Raw genomic sequence first — 18,502 nt, forward strand, 5'->3', positions numbered from 1 at the left:
CGATGCAGGACGAGCGACTGACGTAGCCTACCGGTCGTCGCCATCAGCCTCGGCCGGGGTGCCGGTGGCGTCGAGCGCCTCTGCCGCCGCGACCTTCCGCGCCTGTGCCGCCGCCTGCCGCGCCACCTTGCGGAGCTTCTTGTCACTGGCGGACCGTTCGCCCACCGCACCGGGGGTCCAGGCCTCCACGTCCTCGTCGGAGAACTCGGCCTTGCCTGCGCGACGCTTCAGGTTCGGGAGCACCACACCGTCCGCCAGACGACGTGCGGTGACGAGGAACCCGGTGTGCCCGACCATCCGGTGGTCCGGCCGGACGGCGAGCCCCTCGACGTGCCAGGTGCGCACCAGGGTCTCGCTGGACTGCGGGTCGGTGAAGCGTCCGGTGTCGCGGAGTGCCTCTGCGGTCCGGCTCAGCTGCGTCACCGTGGCGACGTAGCAGACGATGAGGCCGCCGGGCACGAGTGCGTCCGCCGCGGCGTCGACGCACTCCCACGGCGCGAGCATGTCGAGCACCACGCGGTCGATGCTCTGCGGCTCGGTGGCTCCGGGGAGCTCCTCGACGAGGTCGCCGACGGTGACGCTCCAGTTGTCCGGGACGGCGCCGAGGAAGGTGCCGACGTTGCCGCGGGCGATCTCGGCGAACTCGTCACGACGCTCGAACGACTGCAGGCGACCGGTCGGGCCGATCGCACGGAGCAGCCAGAGCGAGAGCGCGCCGGAGCCGACCCCGGCCTCCACCACGCGGGCGCCGGGGAAGACGTCGGCGAACGCGACGATCTGGGCGGCGTCCTTCGGGTAGACGATGGCGGCGCCGCGGGGCATCGACATCACGTAGTCGTTGAGCAGCGGCCGCAGCGCGAGGTACTCGTCCCCGGAGCTGGCCGTGATGACGGAGCCGTCCGGCTGCCCGATGACGTCGTCGTGCGCGAGCATGCCGCGGTGCGTGTGGTAGATCACGCCGGGCTCGAGGGAGAGCGTCGTGAGCTTGCCCTTCGGCCCGGTCAGCTGCACCCGGTCCCCGGCGCGGAACGGGCCGCGCGGCGGGGTGTGCGGCGCGCCGCCGGCGGTGTGCGGCAGTTCGGCGGTCATCGGGCGTTCCCCTCGGAGGTCTGACGGGCCGCCAGCGCCGGCGACGTGAGCTCGACCAGGCGGTCCACGTCGACGCCGGCCAGCGAGGTGAGGTAGACGTCCCCGGCGGTCTCCGGCAGCGGGACGATGTGCTCGACGGCGATGGTGACGGCGCCCGAGGCGACGGCAGCGGCGACGCCGGTGGCCGAGTCCTCGATCGCGACGCACGCGGTCGCGTCGACACCGAGGTGCGCTGCAGCGGTCAGGTACGCCTCGGGGTGGGGCTTCGGGTGCTCGACGTCGTCACCCGCGACGACGACCTGGAACCCGCGGTCTGCGAGTGCCTCGGCGGCGACGAGCGCCATCCGACGGCGGGACATCGTGACGAGCGCGGTCGGGATGCCGCGGGCGTGGAGTTCCTCGACGAGCTCACGCGCACCCGGACGCCACGGCAGGTCGCCGTGCTCCAGCCGCTCCATCACGTAGGAGGTCATCCACTGGACGATCTCCTCGACCTCCATGTCGACGCCCTTGTCGCGCAGGATCTCCCCCGAGCGCTCGAGGCCGCTGCCCACCAGGGACAACCCGTCCTCGTGGGTCCACTCGGCGCCGTACTTCTGGGTCAGTTCCACTTGGGACTGCTGCCAGATCGGTTCGGTGTCGATGATCGTGCCGTCCATGTCCCACAGCACGGCTGCGGGCAGGACGAGGGCGGGAGGATGCGCGGTCACGGGCGACGAGTCTACCGGCGCACGCGGAGCGGACCCGCCCGAGGGGCCTACAGTGGATGCCTGATCGTGTCCGGTCGGTTGTGGAGCGTTCGTCCCCCACGCCGCCCCGCTCCACTCCATCACCAGGAGGTCCGCTCCGTGCCACAGCACTCCCCCTTCAACGACGGCCGGCTCCTGGTCGTCGCGTTCGAGGGCTGGAACGACGCCGGTGAGGCCGCCAGCGGTCTCGCGCGGCGGATCGTCGACGCGCTCGGCCTCGACGAGCTGCGGGAGATCGACGGGGAGCGGTACGTCGACTACCAGTTCAACCGGCCGAACGTCGGGAGCGACGACAACGGCGTCCGCGGCATCCAGTGGCCCCGCATCGTCCTGCACGGCCCCGGTGAGCTCGGCCGACCGGTGATCGGCGCCGGCGGGTCCCCCGCGGAGCGCGACGTGTTCGTCCTCGTCGGCCCGGAGCCGTCCCGCACGTGGCGGGCGTTCTGCGCGGAGATCATCGACCTCGCCGACGTCTACTCGATCGACGCGGTCGTCTTCGTCGGCGCGATGCTCGCCGACGTCCCGCACACCCGGCCGATCTCGGTGTTCGTGTCGAGCGAGAACGCCTCCGTCCGGCAGGCCTTCGACGTCGACAAGTCCTCCTACGAGGGCCCGACCGGCATCCTCGGCGTGCTCTCCGACACCATGGACAAGGCCGGCCTCACCACGCTCTCGCTCTGGGCCTCGGTGCCGCACTACGTGCACAACGCGCCGTCCCCGAAGGCCACGCTCTCCCTGCTCGACAAGATCGAGGAGCTCACCGACGTGACGGTCCCGCGGGGCACGCTCCTCGATGACGCGACCCAGTGGGAAGAGGGCATCGACGCGCTCGCCGCGGACGACGAGGACATGGCCTCCTACATCGGGCAGCTCGAGCAGGCCCGGGACACCGTGGACTCCCCCGAGGCGTCCGGCGACGCGATCGCCCAGGAGTTCGAGCAGTACCTCCGCCGTCGGGAGCGCAAGGACGGCAAGGACGGACCCGGCCAGGCCGGCGAGGGTCCCTGGCGGCCCCCGCAGCCGCCGCAGTAGCGGCAGGTCACGTCCTGGACGTGGCCACATCCGGACGGGAGGCCCGGTGCCAGCTGGCACCGGGCCTCCCGTCCGTCTGATGGCGGGGCACACCGCCGGACGCTGAGATCGCAGTTCGTGTCGCGTCCAGTGCAGGTGGGCGACACGAAGTGCGATCTCAGCGCGGCGTCAGCCGATGCGGATGCCGAGGAGGGCGTCGATCAGGTCGACGAGCTCGGGCGTGCTGCGCGTGCCGCCCGCGATCGCGGTGTCGACCGCGGCGACCGCCCCCGGCGTGTCGAGGTCGTCCGCCACGCGGGCGCGGATCCGCGTCACGACGTCGGCCGCGTCGTCGGCGTGTCCCGCACCACCGGTGGCCCAGGCATCCCAGGTCTCGAGACGGCGCGTCGCGCTCGCGAGCTCGGCGTCGAACCACTCCCAGTCGTCCGAGTAGCGGTGCGAGAGCAGCGCGAGCCGGATCGCCCGCGGGTCCGCGCCGTCGTCGAGCAGGCCACGCACGGTGACCAGGTTGCCGAGCGACTTCGAGATCTTCTCGCCCTGGTACGCGATCATCCCCGTGTGCACGTACGCGTTCGCGAGCGGCTGGTGCGCCAGCGCTGCTGCATGGCCGGCACTCATCTCGTGGTGCGGGAAGACGAGGTCGCTGCCGCCGCCCTGCACGCTGATCGGCAGGCCGAGGCGGTCCCCCGCGATGACGCTGCACTCGATGTGCCAGCCCGGGCGGCCCTCGCCGACGGGCGACTCCCAGCTCGGCTCGCCGGCACGGACTGCACGCCAGAGCAGCGGGTCGAGCGCGTCGCGCTTGCCGGCACGGTCCGGGTCGCCGCCGCGCTCCGCGGAGAGCGTGAGCATGGTGTCCCGGTCGAGTCCGCTCTCGTCGCCGAGCACCCACGCCTCGGTCGGGCGCTGCACGTCGAAGTAGACGTCGTCGCCGGCACTGTCGGGCGTCGGCACGCTGTAGGCGTAGCCGGTCTCCTGCAGGAACGCGACGGCCTCGGCGATGCGCTCGACCTCGTCCGTGACGGCGACGAAGTCGTCCGGGGGCAGGATGCGGAGCGACTCCATGTCGCGGCGGAAGAGGTCGATCTGCGACGCCGCGAGCTCGCGCCAGTCGACACCGTCCCGCGTGGCGCGCTCGAGGAGCGGGTCGTCGACGTCGGTGGTGTTCTGCGCGTACTCGACGTCGAGGCCCGCGTCGCGCCAGACCCGTCCGAGCGTGTCGAACGCCAGGTACGTCGCCGCGTGGCCGAGGTGGGTGGTGTCGTACGGGGTGATGCCGCAGACGTACAGCGCGGCGCGGTCGTCGCCACGGGTCGGGTCCACGGGCTTGCCGGCGGCCGTGTCGTGCACGACCGGACGCGGGGCGTTCCCGGGGACATCGGGGACGTCTGGGGCCTCCCAGGCCCTCACGGCTGGATCACTCCGAGCGACAGCAACACGATGAGAACGATACCGAGTGCCACCCGGTAGTACACGAAGGGCATGAAGCTGCGCTTGCTGATGTAGTTCATGAACGCCGCGATCACGACGAAGCCGACGACGAACGCGACGACCGTGGCGATCACCGTGTCCACGACACCGAACGGTGCGCCGGTGTCACCGAGGGACGTCGCCGCCTCGTAGAAGCCGGAGAGGAACACCGCGGGGACGGCGAGGAGGAACGCGAAGCGAGCAGCGGCGGCGCGCGTGTAGCCGAGCGCGAGGCCCATCGACACGGTCGCCCCGGAGCGGGAGACGCCGGGCACCAGGGCCAGGACCTGCGCGAGGCCGATCAGGATGCCGCCGCCGAACGTCATGTGCTCGATGCGCCGTTCCTTGCGGCCGACCCGGTCGAGCACGCCGAGCACGATGCCGAACCCGATGAGGACGATCGCGACGATCCAGAGCGACCGGAAGGTGGTCTCGATCGTGTCCTGCAGCAGGAGCCCGACGATGCCGATGGGGATCGTGCCGAGGATCACCAGCCATCCCAGCCGCGCGTCGGGGTCGTTCCGCGGGACCTTCCCGGAGAGCGACTGGAACCACCGCCGGACGATGCGGGTGATGTCGCTCCAGAAGTAGATGAGCACCGCGGTCTCGGTGCCGAGCTGGGTCACGGCGGTGAACGCGGCGCCCGGGTCCTGCGCGTCGGGCAGGAACAGGCCGACGATGCGCAGGTGCGCGCTGGAGGAGACGGGCAGGAACTCGGTGAGTCCCTGCACGAAGCCGAGGAAGATGGCCTCGAGGATGTGCACGGGCGCGGCCTTTCGGGAGCGGGTCGGCGTCGGGAGGTCGCGTCAGGCGACCCAGCAGTATATCAGTACGAACCGAGCAGGTCGCCGAGCACACGCCGACCGAAGGCGAGCGAGTCGAGCGGCACGCGCTCGTCAACGCCGTGGAACATCGCCGGGAAGTCCACGCCGGCCGGCAGCTGCAGCGGGACGAAGCCGTAGCCCGCGATGCCGAGCGTCGAGAGCGCCTTGTTGTCGGTGCCGCCGGACAGCAGGTACGGCAGGACCGGTGCGCCCGGGTCGTGCCGGCCGAGCACGTCCCGCACGGCGTCGACCAGCGGGCCGCCGAAGTCCTGTTCGAGGCCGATGTCGCGGAAGGACATCACCACCTCGACGTCGTCGCCGGCGAGCTCCCGTACCCGCTCGAGCACCGACTCCTCGTCACCCGGGAGGCAGCGGATGTCGATCAGCGCCTCGGCCGCGTCGGGGATGACGTTGTGCTTGTAGCCGGCCTGCAGCACCGTCGGGTTCGTCGTGGTGTGGAGTGCGGCGTGGATGAACCGCGACGCGGAGCCGGTGGCCAGGGCGACCTCGTCCGGGCCGGTCACCGCGGGGTCGACGCCGAGGAACCGGGCGACCTCCGACACCATCGCGTCGGTGGTGGCGGAGAGGCGGACCGGCCACTCCTCGCTCCCGATGCGGGCGACCGCCGCGGCGAGCTTCGTCACCGCGTTGTCCTTGATCACGTGGGAGCCGTGCGCGGCGGTGCCCGTCGCGACGAGCTTGATCCACATCAGGGCCTTCTCGCCCGTCTGCAGCAGGTACGCGCGCCGGTCGCCGAGCGTGATCGAGTACCCGCCGACCTCGCTGATGGCGGCCGTGGCGCCGTCGAACACCTCGGGGTGGTTCGACACGACGTGGTGCGAGCCGAGGACTCCCCCGGCCTCCTCGTCCGCGAAGTACGCGATCACGAGGTCACGCTCGGGGGCGCCCTGCGCCGCGACGACGTCGCCGAGGGCGGTGAGCATCATCGCGTCCATGTTCTTCATGTCCACGGCGCCGCGGCCCCAGAGCGAGCCGTCCTTGACGACGCCGCCGAACGGGTCGACGCTCCAGTTCGCCGGGTCGGCCGGCACGACATCGAGGTGCCCGTGCACCACCAGGGCTGGCTTGTCCCGGTCGCGGCCCGGGATGCGCGCGACGACGCTCACACGGTCGGGCTCGGACTCGAAGAGCTGCGGGGTGAACCCGAGGTCGCGGAGCTTCGCCTCGACGTAGTGGGCGGCCTCGGTCTCACCCCGGGACTTGCCCTCGCCCCAGTTCGTGGTGTCGATCCGGATGAGGTCCCTGGCGATCGCGGCGGTGGCTTCGAGCTCGCGGCCTTCGCCACGCGCCGCGTCAGCTGCCGGGCCGGTCTCGGTGGCCGTCGTGGTGCCCTGGGGATCCGTCATGCACACCACGCTACCGGCCGCCTCCGATGCCCTCGTTCGCCGTGACTCCGCGGGACGCGCCCGGGATGCACGCCCGTGTTCAACTGCCGTTCAGAGCCGTGCTAATGTCTTCTCCGGCAGCAACGCCGGGGAAACCCGCCGGAGCGGCCGACACAAGTGAAGAACACCTGTCCGGGTGGCGGAATTGGTAGACGCGCTAGCTTGAGGTGCTAGTGCCCGTATTAGGGCGTGGGGGTTCAAGTCCCCCCTCGGACACGCAGTGTTGAGACACGCGGCGAAAGGCTCACCTTCGGGTGGGCCTTTCGTTTTTGTGCGCCCGGATTTTCCTGACTGGTCCCGCGCGTGCGTGCGTACGTCCGCATCTTCCGACATCACACGCGTCGAACGACTCCCGCGGTGTCGATCGATGCGCACGCAGACGCGCACGCAGCCGCGCACGCCCGCCACACGACGGACGGGAGGCCCGGTGCCAGCTGGCACCGGGCCTCCCGTCTGTGGAGCGGTCTCCGCTACTTCGTCGCGTCGACGAACGCGCGACGCGGATCCGTCTCCTTGATCAGCGACGTGGCGTCACGGCCGGAGACCGCGCCGGTCACCCAGCCGATGATGATCCGCGCCTTGCGGTTCAGCGTCGGCATCGCGTACACGTGGTACGCCCGGTGCGCGAGCCAGGCGAAGAGGTTCGTCATCTTGATGCCCTTGATGTTCGCGGCACCCTTGGCGACACCGTACGACGCGACGGTGCCGATCGACGGGTGGCGGTACTCCTCGAGCGGCTTGCCCGTGATCGTCGCCACGACGTTGTCCGCGGCCACGACGGCCTGACGGACGGCGTTCTGCGCGTTCGGCGGGTAGTACGCCGGCTGCTTGTCTGCCGTGAGGTCCGGCACCTGCGCGACGTCACCGAGGCCCCAGACACCCGGGACGACCTCGTGCGAGGTCTCGTCCTCGACCTGGAGCTTCGCGTTTGCGGCGAGGTGGCCCTTCGGACCGCGGGGCAGGTCGGACGCGTCGAGGAGCGGGTTCGGCTTGACGCCGGCGGTCCAGACGAGCAGCCCGGTGGCGAACTCGTCACCGTCGGAGAGCTTCACGACGCCGCCCTCGCAGCTCGGCATGGTGGTCTTCAGGCGGACGTCGATGCCGCGGGCGCGCAGCGACTCGAGGGTCCACTTCGAGAGCTCCGGGCCGACTTCTGGTGCGACCCGGTCGAGCGCGTCGATGAGCACCCAGCGCGGCTGCTCCCCCGCGAGCGACGGGTAGGTCTTGATCGCGGCCTGCGACACGTCGAAGAGCTCGCCGATCGCCTCGACGCCGGTGTAGCCACCGCCGATGAAGATGCTGGTGAGCAGACGGCGACGCTCGTCCTCGTCACGCGTGGCAGCGGCCTTCGCGATGTTGTCGAGGAGCTTCGCGCGGACGTAGGCGGCCTCTTCGACGCTCTTGAAGCCGACGCCCACTTCCTCGAGCCCGGGGGTCGGGAAGGTCCGCGTGACGGAGCCGAGCGCGACGACGAGCTGGTCGTAGCCGAGGGTGCGGTCGTCACCGCCGGCCGTGGCGATCGACACCGTCTTGTCGGCGGCCGAGATCGCGGTCACCTTGCCCTGGATGACGCGGGTCTTGCGGAGCGCACGGCGCAGCTCGACGGTGACGTCCTTCGGGTTGATGTGGCCGCCGGCGACCTCCGGCAGGAACGGCAGGTACGTGTAGTACGTGTTCTGGTCGACGAGGGTGATGCGCATCGGCACCGTCGCGGCGTGCTTCTGCAGCTGCTTGACGGTCGTGTAGCCGGCGGAGCCGCCACCGAGGACGAGGACGTGAGGGATCGAATCTGCCATGCGTCCGGTCTACCCGATCAGGGCTTGCAACGTCATGATCGCCGCGCAGATTGCCCAGAACGTCACCAGATCAACGACGGCCGTCGCGCAACCGCCACCACGCGGTCTCGGCGAGGTCGAGACCCATGAAGACGCCGTGAGCCGTCCGGCGCGACTCGACGAGGCTGAACCGACGGAGCCGGTAGCCGCCGCCGAAGCGGTCGATGATCGCCTCGGGCGAGGAGTCCTCGGAGCGCTTGACGAGCCAGGTCCGATCGTCGACGGCGACGATCACGCCAGCACCGTCACCGACGCCCGCCGATCCGGGAGCGCAGGATGTCGATGCGCTTCTGGATCTGCTCGATGCTCGCCTGCGCCACGGCCGGGCCACCGCTGATCCGCCGGAGCTCGGCGTGGATCGACCCGTGCGGCTCGTTGGCGTGCCGCGACCAGATCGACACGAGCCGCTGGAGCTCGGAGCGCTGCTCCTTGATGGTCATGTACATCGGCCGGTCGGGCTCGGGAGCCTTGGGGGTCCCGTCCTTCACCGCGCGGCCCTTGGAACCCCGTCCTCGTTGGCGCTGTGCCTGGGTGGCCTGGCGCGCCCGGAGCAGGTCGCGCACCTGGTCGGGTTCGAGGAGCCCCGGGATCCCGATGAAGTCGAGTTCTTCGAGGGAGCCGATCTCGCCGCCGGTCCCGAACTCGCCGCCGTCGTAGAGGACCCGGTCGAAGGAGGCCTGCGAGTCGAGCGCCTCGAACGGCTGCACGTCGAGCAGGCTCTCCGAGGCACGGTCTTCCTTGTTGGCCTCGGCGACCATCGCGTCCTCGGGGTTGTACATCCCGTCGTCGGCGTCCTTCGGGCGGTCGAGCGCGTGGTCCCGCTCGAGCTCGAGCGTCGCTGCGAGGGCCATCAGCCCCGGGACGCTCGGCAGGAACACGGAGGCGGTCTCCCCACGGCGCCGGGCCCGCACGAAGCGGCCGATCACCTGGGCGAAGAACAGCGGTGTGCTGGCGCTCGTGGCGTACACGCCGACACAGAGCCGTGGGACGTCGACGCCTTCGGACACCATCCGGACCGCGACCATCCACCGCGAGGTGTCGGCGGCGAACGCCCCGATCCGGCTGGACCCGGCGGCTTCGTCGGAGAGGACGACCGTCGGCCGCTCCCCCGTGATCTGCTGCAGGATGCGGGCGTACGCGCGTGCCGTGGTGGTGTCGGTCGCGATGACGAGCCCGCCGGCGTCGGGCACGCCGCGACGGACCTCGGTCAGGCGCTTGTCCGCGGCGGAGAGCACCGCCGGCATCCACTCGCCTTCTGGTGAGAGCGCGGTGCGCCAGGCCTGCGCGGTGATGTCCTTGGTGACCTGTTCACCCAGGGACGCCGACATCTCGTCGCCCATCCGGGTCTTCCAGCGCATCTGCCCGGCGTACGCCATGAACAGCACCGGGCGGACGACGCCGTCGGCGAGGGCGCGTCCGTAGCCGTAGTTGTAGTCGGAGATCGAGGTGCGGATGCCCGCTTCGTCCGGGGCGTACTGCACGAACGGGATCGGTGCGGTGTCCGAGCGGAACGGGGTGCCGGAGAGGGACAGTCGGCGCGTGGCCCCGCTGAACGCCTCCCTGATGCCGTCGCCCCAGGTCAGGGCGTCGCCGCCGTGGTGGACCTCGTCGAGGACGACCAGGGTGCGGCCGCCCTCGGTGATCTTCTTGTGGACCTCGGGGTTCATGCCGACCTGGGCGTACGTGATCGCGACGCCCTGGTAGTGCCGGCCGAACATCCCGTCGCCGTTCTTGAACATCGGGTCGATGCGGATGTTGACGCGGTCGGCGGCGTCGGCCCACTGCCGCTTCAGGTGCTCGGTCGGTGCGACGACGACGATGCGGTCGACGGTGCCGCGGGCCAGGAGCTCGGTGGCGAGCCGGAGCGCGAACGTGGTCTTGCCGGCGCCCGGGGTGGCCGCCGTGAGGAAGTCGCGCGGCTCGGTCTCGAAGTACTTCGTGAGCGCTTCGACCTGCCAGGCGCGGAGCTTGGACGCGGTCCCCCACGCGGCGCGGTCCGGGAACGCCGGCGACAGGTGCTCGGCGGCCGCGTTGCCCGCGATCTCCGCCAGTTCAGCCGGTGCCAGTTCGCCCGACGACTGCGGGACCCCGGCCGACGACGAGGCGAGTTCGGCCGACGACGAGGCGAGTTCGGCCGACGACGCCGGGGCCGGATCGGGATGGACACCGCCGGCCGCGGCGGACTGCTGCTGTTCGTACTCCGCTGCGCTCACTTCAGGCGATTCTACCGTCACCCGATGTCCTGCCGGGCATGCGGCGGACGCTGCTCGGGCGTGCCGCGGACGAGCGATGCGGGTCGCAGCACGCCGGCGCCGAACCGGGCGGTGACCGCGTCGACCGTGGTCTCGGTCTCGCGCCACGGCGCGTCGTCGTCCCACAGCGCGTTGCTCGCCGCGGTCGGCACGAGGTTCTCCCCGCGGACGCCGATCAACCGGATCCGGTTGCCCTGACGGTGCAGTACGTCGTAGAGCTCGACGGCTTCGCGGTGGATCCGGCGGGCGACGTCGGTCGGTTCGGCGAGGGTGCGTGAGCGGGTCAGGGTGGTGAAGTCGGTGTAGCGGACCTTGAGGGCGATGGTCCGGGCCTGCACGTCGGCGCGGCGCATCCGGACGGCGACCTTCTCGGCGAGCCGCAGGAGTTCGCGGGCGACGGCGTCGCGCTCGGTGAGGTCGGTGCCGAACGTGACTTCGTGCCCGATCGACTTCTCTCCAACGGCGGTGTCGACGACCCGCGGGTCACGCCCCCAGGACAGGTCGTGCAGGCGCTGTCCGCCGGCCGGGCCGAGCGCGGACACCAGGGAGGCGAGCGGTGTCGTGGCGAGGTCGCCGACGGTGCGGATGCCCCGGCGTTCGAGGGTCTCCTGCGTCTTGCCGCCGACGCCCCACAGCGCCGACACGGGCTGCGGGTGCAGGAACGCCACGGTGTGTTCCGCGGGGACGACGAGGAGGCCGTCCGGCTTGGCACGGCTGGAGGCGAGCTTCGCGACGAACTTCGTCGAGGCGGCACCGACCGAGCAGTGCAGGCCGGTCTCCGCGAAGACCTTCTGCCGGATCGCCTGCCCGATCTCCCACGGGGTGCCGTACAACCGCACGGCGCCGGCGACGTCGAGGAACGCCTCGTCGATGCCGAGCCGTTCCACCCGCGGGGTGAACTGCTCGAACACGTGCATCACGGCGGCGGACTTCGCCTGGTACTTCTCGAAGTGCGGCTCGACGATCACCGCGTTCGGGCACCGGCGTTTCGCGACGGCCATCGGCATCGCCGAGTTGACGCCGTACTTGCGGGCTTCGTACGTGGCGGCGGTCACCACGGAGCGGTCGGAGTCGTGTCCGACGATCACCGGCAGCCCGACGAGGTCGGGGCGGTCGAGCAGTTCGACGGAGGCGAAGAACGCGTCCATGTCGACGTGCAGCACCGTCGCGGTCAGGTCTGCGACCGGTCGGTCGGAGACGAGCCGGTTGCGTCCGTCCTGCTTGCTCACGAGGAGATGGTGCCACCGACCGCCGACATCCGCGTCGCGGCGCCCGCGACGACGGGCATCCCGACCCGCTCCGCGAAGAGCGCGAGGGACTCGTCGATGCGGCCGAGCGCGTGCACCCGGGCACGCACCGCGTCTCCGGCGTCACCCGGGTCGGCGGTCGCGACGACACCCTCGAGCACGTCCGTGATCCGTGTCCACGCGGGCGAGCCGGATGCGTCGGTCCCGGGGCCGGCCACGACGCGGTCCGCCAGCCGGTCGACGGACGCGGCGAGGACCTCGGCCGCACCGCGCAGCGTGGCGGGCACGTCCACCGGGGCCGCGCCGGGCCTCCCGGCCAGCTCCCTGGCGAACGTCGCCGCCGCCTGCAGGGACGCACGCATCCGCGCGTCCGCGCGCGCCGGCCCACCCGTCGGGAACCGGACCATCGGCTTCAGGACCGCCTCCAGCTGGTAGGTGGCGGCGTCGACGGCGCGTGACCGGGCACGCAGGTCCGGTGCCGCAGCAGGCGTCGGACGGGAGGCCGGGGTCGGGTCCGCCGCGTCGGCGGGCTCCGTCTCGTCGACGTCCACCCCCACGGTCGCCAGCACGAAGGCACGCACCGCGACGAGCTGCCGCCGCACCGCCCGGCGGACGACGCTCCGCGTGGCGAGCGGGAGCACCACGATGCTGACCAGGATGGCGATCGTGGCGCCGAGCAGGTTCTCCGCGAGCCGGATCGGGATGAGCGCGTCGGTGAAGGTGCCGGAGAAGTCGTAGACCTGGCAGAGCACGACGACGAGACACGCGGCCCAGACGGCGTACACCCCACCGAACCCGTACGTGCCGACGGCGAGCAGCACGCAGACGAGCACCATCGTCACCCAGGGGTGGTCGGTTCCGAGCACGTGCACGAGCGCGATCCCGACGATCCCGCCGACGACCGTGCCGACACCGCGGTGGATGCCCTTGCGGACGCGTTCGTGCGTGGTGTTCGTGCCGGCGAGGACGATCATCACGCCGATGACGCCCCAGTAGAAGCGGCTGCCGTCGAGGAGCAGTGCGAGCGGTTCGGTGATCGCCACGGCGATGGCGGCGTGCACCGCGGTCCGGAGCGATGCGGTCATGTGCAGCCGGCGCCACGGCCCGTCGGCGACCGCGTCGGCGACGACCGGGACGGCTCCGGCGGGACGGCCGCCGGCCAGGATCACCGGCGACGCGAACGGCACGCCGTCGCCGGTCCGCGGGAGCTCGTCGGCGACCTCGCGCCAGCGGAGCCCGGCGGTCCGGAGGTCGGCGAACTCGCGGGCCATCCGGTGGGCGAGCACGGTGGTCCGCGATGCCGGGTCGGCCGCGGAGGCGGTGATCGCGAAGCGTGCGGCGAGGGTCCGGCCGGCATCGTCGCCGGCGCTGCCGCCGTGCCGCAGGACGATCGTGACCGCGCGGAGGGCCGCGTGGCGGACGTCTTCCGGGGCACCCTGCTCGACGAGGGTCGCGGCGGCACGGCCGAGCTCGTCGATGGCGAAGTGTGTGTCGAACACCAGGCGGTGCAGCTCGTCGGCCGCGTCGGTGCCGCTCGCCGCCAGCATCCCGTCGACCGTCAGCGCGATCTCGTGGTACTGCGAACGACGTCGTGCCAGCCGCCGGAGCGCACGAGCGCGGGCACGGGAGTCATCGGCGACGGCGAGGGCGGCCGCGGAGGCCTCGAGGACGTCGGCCCCGCGCGCCAGGAACCCGCGCCGCACCCGCAGCAGCGACCGGTACGCGTCCGGCCGGAGGAACACGGTCCGGATCACGATCGTCGCCGCCAGGGACGCCGCCACGACGATCGACAGCGGCAGGACGCTCGTCTCCGGCAACGGCAGGAGCAGCCCGCACAGGTACCCGGAGAACGCCACGATCGCGGCGTCGGAAGCCCACTTCCCCCACTGGAACGCGAGGAACTGGACGAAGAGCAGCACCACGATGAGCACGAGCTCGAGGATCCGGAACGGGTGCAGGGCGATGCTGCCCGCGAGCGCTGCCACGAAGGGCACGATGACGGCACCGGTCCGGCCCGCCACCCGCCTGGCGCTCGGGTCGACGATGACCAGGCAGGTGATGAACGCCGGCATCGCGCCGATCATCAGCCCGAGGACCGCCGGCAACCCGAACTGGAGCGCGACGGCGTACCCGACGGCCATGCCCGCGGGGACGCAGAGCAGGGTGCGGAGCGCGCCCTCGCTCTTCACGAAGCCCGGGTCGAGGACGAGGAGCCGGTCCCAGAGTCGCTGGCGCGGGCTCCGCAGGCGGGGCGGGAGGCGATGCGTCGGTGCTGGTCGGCGGTCCGTCGTCACGGGTGGGAGGCCTCCGGCTTCGGTCGCTGTTCGGACCCTCATAGTACCGCAGTTGAACTAGTTGCCGATCGGCCCGCCCGCTAGTTGCCGATCGGCCCGAGCACCTCGCTCGCGATCGTCCGCGCCGCCGAGTCCCGCGACGACGGGTGGTACTGACCGGCACGGACGTCGCGGGCCAGCCGCGCGAGCTCGCTCGACGCCCGGTACGCGCCGCCGCCGACCACCCGCATCGCCTCGTCCACGACGTGCTGCGCGGCGTCCACCGCGCGCGCCTTCGTCCCCACCAGGAGCGGGAACCAGCGCGCGCCGTGGTCCTCGAGCTCGTCGACGTCCCGGGCGAGCGCGTCCACCTGGAGCGCGACCGCGTCGACGGCGCCGCGCATGTCCGCGATCGCCCGCCGGACGTCCGGGTCGTCCGCGCGCGGGGTCCCGTCCATCGAGCGGCGCTCCCGGACCTGCGCGACCGCGAGCTCCAGGGCACGCGTCGCGATGCCGACGTACACGGAGGCGACCAGCAGCTCGAACGCGGCGAAGACCGCGAACACGAGCGGGTCGGCGGTCGGCCCGACGGGCAGCGTGCGCACGATCCGGTCCGCCGGCACGTGCACGCCCTCGAGCAGGGTGGTCCGGCTCTGCGTGGCCCGCATCCCGAGGGTGTCCCAGTCGTCGAGGTGCCGGACGCCGCCGTCCGCGCGCACGGCGAACCCGTGCACCAGGCACGGAGCCTCCCCCGTCGTGTCCTTGCCGAACACGCTGAGGACGTCCCACGCCGGTGCGAGCGAGGTGAACACCTTCGTCCCGGTGAACCGGTACCCGCCCGCCCCGTCCGGCTCCGCCGTCGTCAGTGAGTCGAAGAGCACGCGGTCGTTCCCGGGTTCGCTGACCCCGAAGGCGAGCAGGCGGTCCGCCGCGGCGTGGTCCGTGACGGACTGGAGGAACGACCCACCCCGCGCGGACACGCTGCGGGCCGCCTGCACCCAGACCTGGTGCATGCCGAGCGCCAGGGCCGTCGCCGGTGCGGCTCCGGCGATCGTCCGCTGCACGGCCGCGGTGGCACGGAGCCCGAGGCCGCTGCCGCCGTCCGCGATCGGCACGCCGATGCGCAGGTACCCCGCCGCGCGGAGCTCGTCGAGGTCCTCGGCGCAGAACGCGTTCTCCGCGTCGTACCGGGGAGCACGCTCCGCGATCCGGGTGAGGAGGTCCTCCGGGACCGTCCACGGCTTTGCCTTCGTCATGGCACGAGACTATGTTCCGAGGGGTGTCAGATCGTCATCCCTGGTCCAGGTACGTCGCGATCGGTGACTCGTTCACCGAGGGACTCGGGGACCCCGACCCCACCGTGCCCGGCGGGTACCGCGGCTGGGCCGACCGGGTCGCCGAGGTGCTCGCGAACCAGACCGACGACTTCGCCTACGCCAACCTCGCCGTCCGCGGACGCCTGCTCCAGCAGATCATCGACGAGCAGGTGGAGGACGCACTCGCGCTCGGCCCGGACCTGATCACCGTGTCCGCCGGCGGGAACGACATCATCCGCCCGGGCTCGGACCCGGACGAGCTCGCGTCCCGGTTCGACAAGACCGTCACGGAGCTCCGCCGCGACGGCGCGACCGTCGTCATCTTCACCGGGCCGGACGTCGGGATGACGCCGGTGCTCGGGCTCGTCCGCGGCAAGGCGGCGATCTACAACGAGCACCTGCACGCCATCGCGCTGAAGCACGACGCCCTCGTCGCCGACATGTGGGCGCTCCGGGTGCTCCGCGACCCGCGCATGTGGGCGCCGGATCGGCTGCACCACTCCCCGATGGGCCACGCGACGATCGCGGCCGCGGTGCTCGACGCGCTCGGGGTCGACCACGAACTCGCCCCGTTCAACCCCGAGCCGCTCGCGGCCCGTCCCTGGCGGGAAGCCCGCGCCGAGGACCTCGGCTGGGCACGGGAGTACCTCGTGCCGTGGGTGGTCCGGCGAATCCGGCACACCTCGTCCGGTGACGGCATCAGCCCGAAGCGCCCCGAGCTGCAGACGGTCCTCGAGCACAAGAGCGACACGCCCTAGCCCACCGTCGAGGGCGGCCTACGCCCCTTCGAACGGGTTCGTCCAGCGCCACCAGATGCCCGGGTCCGGGATCTCCTGCTCGAGCACCAGTGGCACGGTGACCGCCTTGTGCTCGGTGATCGAGAAGCGCACCCGGCCGACGCGCTCCCCCTTGGTGCCGGTGGTGACCGAGTCGAGCTTCGTCGTCGCCTTCACCGTGGTCTTCCCCCAGACCAGGACCTCCGACGCGGCCTTCGTCACCGCGTCGGTCTCGTCCTTCCACGGGGTCGAGTACGTCCCGAACGACTGGCCGGCGTGCGTCAGGGTCACCACGTGGAAGTTGTCCGCGACCGAGTGCAGGAGCCGCTGGACGTCGTCGTCGAGGCTGTCGTGGTCGACCCCGCCGAGCATCGCGCCGATCACGGTGACGGTCTTGCCGCCCCGCTCGTACGTGGCGGCGAACAGCAGGCACGCGCCCGCTTCGTCCAGGGTGCCGGTCTTGATCCCCTCGACCCCGTCCATGCCGAGGAGCTTGTTCGAGTTCTCGATGTCCCCGACCCCGGGGACGGTGACCGCCTTCGTGCCCACGACCTCCTTCACCACGGGGTTCGCGAGCGCGAGCTGCCCGAGGTCGACGAGGTCGGTCGCGGTGGACTTGTTCGCCGCGTTCAGGCCCGTGGGTTCCTGGATCGAGGTGTCGTCCAGACCGTGGTCGTGCAGCCACGACGCAGCAGCGGTCTTGTACGCGTCGAGCGACCCGAACGCCCAGATCGCCAGGGAACCGGCGTAGTTGTTCGCGGACTTCATCAGCATGACCTGCAGGGTCTGGTACTCCGACAGGCGCAGCCCGGACGGCATCGGGGCGACCTCGCCGTCCACCGCCAGGTACTTCGCGTACAGCCCTTCCATCTCCGACGTGAAGTCGATCGTCGGACCCGCCTGCCCCTGCGCCAGCGGCTTCGCGTCGAGCACCACGAGCGCGGTGACGACCTTCGAGATGCTCGCGATCGACCGCGGCTTCGTGTCACCGCTCGTCCGGAGACTCTCCGGGAAGTCCGGTGCCTCCACCGCGGTGGCGCCGTACGACGGGAACGTCAGCGACGGCAGCGTCGCGGTCGGGGCGGCGTACGACGTGGTCGTGGCGCTCGCCGGGGAGAACGGCACGACGGCCGCCGCGACGAGGTACGCGATCGCCAGGATCAGGACGGCGACGACCGAGATCGTCACGGGCCTCCGGACAGCGGAGCGGGGGCGGCGGACGACACGTGACACGGGAATCGAGCGTACCGGGGGGCGGTACCGGCCGTCTGGGGAACCGCCGGGGTGTGGAGAAGCCGGGTCGAGCCTCCCGTCCGGGGGTTCCGGACCATCGACGAGACCGCGGCCGCTGCCGGCCGCGTCTCCTGTGCCGGCTGTGCCTACTGCGTCCGCTTCGCCTGCTGCGTCCGCTTCGCCTGCTGGGCGGCGGCGACCGCCCACAGGCCGACGGCGCTCGCCGCGGCCACGTTGAGCGAGTCGACGCCGTGGTGCATCGGGATCCGCACCGTCGTGTCCGCCGACGCGATCGCGGCCGCCGTGAGGCCCCGCCCCTCGGTGCCCATCACGAGCGCGACCCTCTCCGGGACGTCCGCGGCGAACACGTCGAGGTCCACCGAGCGGTCCGTCAACGCCATCGCGGCGAGGTGGAAGCCCTGCGCGCGGAGTTCCTCCCCCGCCTCCGGCCAGTCACCGATGCGGGTCCACGGGACCTGGAGCACCGTCCCCATGCTCACCCGCACGCTCCGGCGGTAGAGCGGGTCGGCGCATCGCGGGCTGACCAGCACGGCGTCCGCACCGAGCCCGGCGACGCTCCGGAACACCGCGCCGACGTTGGTGTGGTCGACGATGTCCTCCAGGACGACGACCAGCCGGGCGTCCCGCACGACGTCTGCGACGCTCGGCAGCTCCGGGCGCTGCATCGACGCGATCGCGCCACGGTGCATCCGGAAGCCGGTGAGCTCCTCGAGCAGGGCGTCGGGGCCGACGAACACCGGACCGTCGTGGTCGGCGACGAGCGGCAGGACGTCCTCGAGCCACTTCTCCTGCACCAGGACGCTTCGCGGCACGTGCCCGGCGCGGATCGCCCGCTCGATGACCGTGTTCGACTCGGCGATGTACAGCCCGCCCTCGGGTTCCGAGACCCGGCGGAGCGCGACGTCGGTGAGGCGCTGGAAGTCGTCGAGGCGGGGGTCGTCGAGGGTGTCGATGCGGACGGGGTGCACTGGTCTCGTTC

15 protein-coding genes and 1 tRNA gene are annotated in these 18,502 nt (G+C 71.8%); 3 read left to right on the forward strand and 13 right to left on the reverse strand.

The genetic code is table 11. The annotated features are described in order from the left end of the window. Nucleotides 1-27 precede the first annotated feature (27 nt). Both EDF27_RS16840 and EDF27_RS16845 read right to left on the reverse strand, forming a co-directional pair. On the reverse strand, nt 28-1,089 hold the full coding sequence (locus tag EDF27_RS16840) for a tRNA (adenine-N1)-methyltransferase (protein ID WP_123653472.1): 1,062 nt from the start codon (nt 1,087-1,089) through the stop codon (nt 28-30). Next, nucleotides 1,086-1,799 (reverse strand): HAD family phosphatase, encoded by a 714-nt coding sequence (locus tag EDF27_RS16845; RefSeq protein WP_243698402.1) that lies wholly within the window; start codon nt 1,797-1,799, stop codon nt 1,086-1,088. Before EDF27_RS16845 ends, EDF27_RS16840 begins: the two co-directional genes overlap by 4 nt. 138 nt (nt 1,800-1,937) lie before the next feature. Here EDF27_RS16845 and EDF27_RS16850 point away from each other — a divergent pair, with 138 nt between their 5' ends. After that, on the forward strand, nt 1,938-2,870 hold the full coding sequence (locus tag EDF27_RS16850) for a PAC2 family protein (RefSeq protein WP_123653473.1): 933 nt from the start codon (nt 1,938-1,940) through the stop codon (nt 2,868-2,870). A gap of 168 nt (nt 2,871-3,038) precedes the next feature. Here EDF27_RS16850 and mshC read toward each other — a convergent pair whose 3' ends face one another. The 3 genes from mshC to EDF27_RS16865 form a co-directional block, all read right to left on the reverse strand. Then, complete coding sequence (gene mshC / locus EDF27_RS16855) at nt 3,039-4,280, reverse strand: cysteine--1-D-myo-inosityl 2-amino-2-deoxy-alpha-D-glucopyranoside ligase (protein ID WP_132050102.1); 1,242 nt, start codon at nt 4,278-4,280, stop codon at nt 3,039-3,041. Next, nucleotides 4,277-5,104: an undecaprenyl-diphosphate phosphatase gene (locus EDF27_RS16860; RefSeq protein ID WP_132050104.1), complete on the reverse strand. Its 828-nt coding sequence runs from the start codon at nt 5,102-5,104 to the stop codon at nt 4,277-4,279. Before EDF27_RS16860 ends, mshC begins: the two co-directional genes overlap by 4 nt. A gap of 62 nt (nt 5,105-5,166) precedes the next feature. Continuing rightward, nucleotides 5,167-6,531, reverse strand: coding sequence for a M20/M25/M40 family metallo-hydrolase (locus tag EDF27_RS16865; protein WP_243698403.1), 1,365 nt, complete (start codon nt 6,529-6,531; stop codon nt 5,167-5,169). A 169-nt stretch (nt 6,532-6,700) separates the two neighbouring features. Between EDF27_RS16865 and EDF27_RS16870 the strand changes: the two genes are divergently transcribed. Further along, nucleotides 6,701-6,786 (forward strand) — tRNA-Leu (locus tag EDF27_RS16870). A 254-nt stretch (nt 6,787-7,040) separates the two neighbouring features. Here EDF27_RS16870 and EDF27_RS16875 read toward each other — a convergent pair. The 6 genes from EDF27_RS16875 to EDF27_RS16900 form a co-directional block, all read right to left on the reverse strand. Then, the gene (locus EDF27_RS16875; protein ID WP_123653476.1) at nt 7,041-8,366 is read right to left on the reverse strand and encodes an FAD-dependent oxidoreductase; all 1,326 of its coding nucleotides are present in this window, start codon (nt 8,364-8,366) and stop codon (nt 7,041-7,043) included. 70 nt (nt 8,367-8,436) lie between these two features. Next, complete coding sequence (locus EDF27_RS16880; protein WP_123653477.1) at nt 8,437-8,640, reverse strand: hypothetical protein; 204 nt, start codon at nt 8,638-8,640, stop codon at nt 8,437-8,439. A 10-nt stretch (nt 8,641-8,650) separates the two neighbouring features. Beyond that, nucleotides 8,651-10,471 (reverse strand): DEAD/DEAH box helicase, encoded by a 1,821-nt coding sequence (locus tag EDF27_RS16885; RefSeq protein WP_132050152.1) that lies wholly within the window; start codon nt 10,469-10,471, stop codon nt 8,651-8,653. Nucleotides 10,472-10,635: 164 nt separating this feature from the next. Then, the gene (dinB, locus tag EDF27_RS16890) at nt 10,636-11,886 is read right to left on the reverse strand and encodes a DNA polymerase IV (RefSeq protein ID WP_123653478.1); all 1,251 of its coding nucleotides are present in this window, start codon (nt 11,884-11,886) and stop codon (nt 10,636-10,638) included. Next, nucleotides 11,883-14,198: an FUSC family protein gene (locus EDF27_RS16895; RefSeq protein WP_165931545.1), complete on the reverse strand. Its 2,316-nt coding sequence runs from the start codon at nt 14,196-14,198 to the stop codon at nt 11,883-11,885. The genes dinB and EDF27_RS16895 overlap by 4 nt, the downstream gene beginning before the upstream one ends. Before the next feature lie 80 nt (nt 14,199-14,278). Next, the gene (locus EDF27_RS16900) at nt 14,279-15,433 is read right to left on the reverse strand and encodes an acyl-CoA dehydrogenase family protein (RefSeq protein WP_132050108.1); all 1,155 of its coding nucleotides are present in this window, start codon (nt 15,431-15,433) and stop codon (nt 14,279-14,281) included. A gap of 11 nt (nt 15,434-15,444) precedes the next feature. Between EDF27_RS16900 and EDF27_RS16905 the strand changes: the two genes are divergently transcribed. Beyond that, nucleotides 15,445-16,251 carry an SGNH/GDSL hydrolase family protein gene (locus EDF27_RS16905; protein WP_165931546.1) on the forward strand — a complete coding sequence of 269 codons (807 nt, stop codon included), beginning with the start codon at nt 15,445-15,447 and terminating at the stop codon, nt 16,249-16,251. 18 nt (nt 16,252-16,269) lie between these two features. Here the strand turns inward: EDF27_RS16905 and EDF27_RS16910 are convergent, their stop codons facing one another. Together EDF27_RS16910 and EDF27_RS16915 are read right to left on the reverse strand one after the other, a co-directional pair. Next, the gene (locus EDF27_RS16910; protein WP_165931547.1) at nt 16,270-17,502 is read right to left on the reverse strand and encodes a D-alanyl-D-alanine carboxypeptidase; all 1,233 of its coding nucleotides are present in this window, start codon (nt 17,500-17,502) and stop codon (nt 16,270-16,272) included. Nucleotides 17,503-17,648: 146 nt separating this feature from the next. Further along, nucleotides 17,649-18,491: an RNA methyltransferase gene (locus tag EDF27_RS16915; protein WP_132050112.1), complete on the reverse strand. Its 843-nt coding sequence runs from the start codon at nt 18,489-18,491 to the stop codon at nt 17,649-17,651. Between the last annotated feature and the right edge of the window lie 11 nt (nt 18,492-18,502).

This window comes from Curtobacterium sp. PhB136, assembly GCF_004346855.1.
Lineage (GTDB): Bacteria > Actinomycetota > Actinomycetes > Actinomycetales > Microbacteriaceae > Curtobacterium.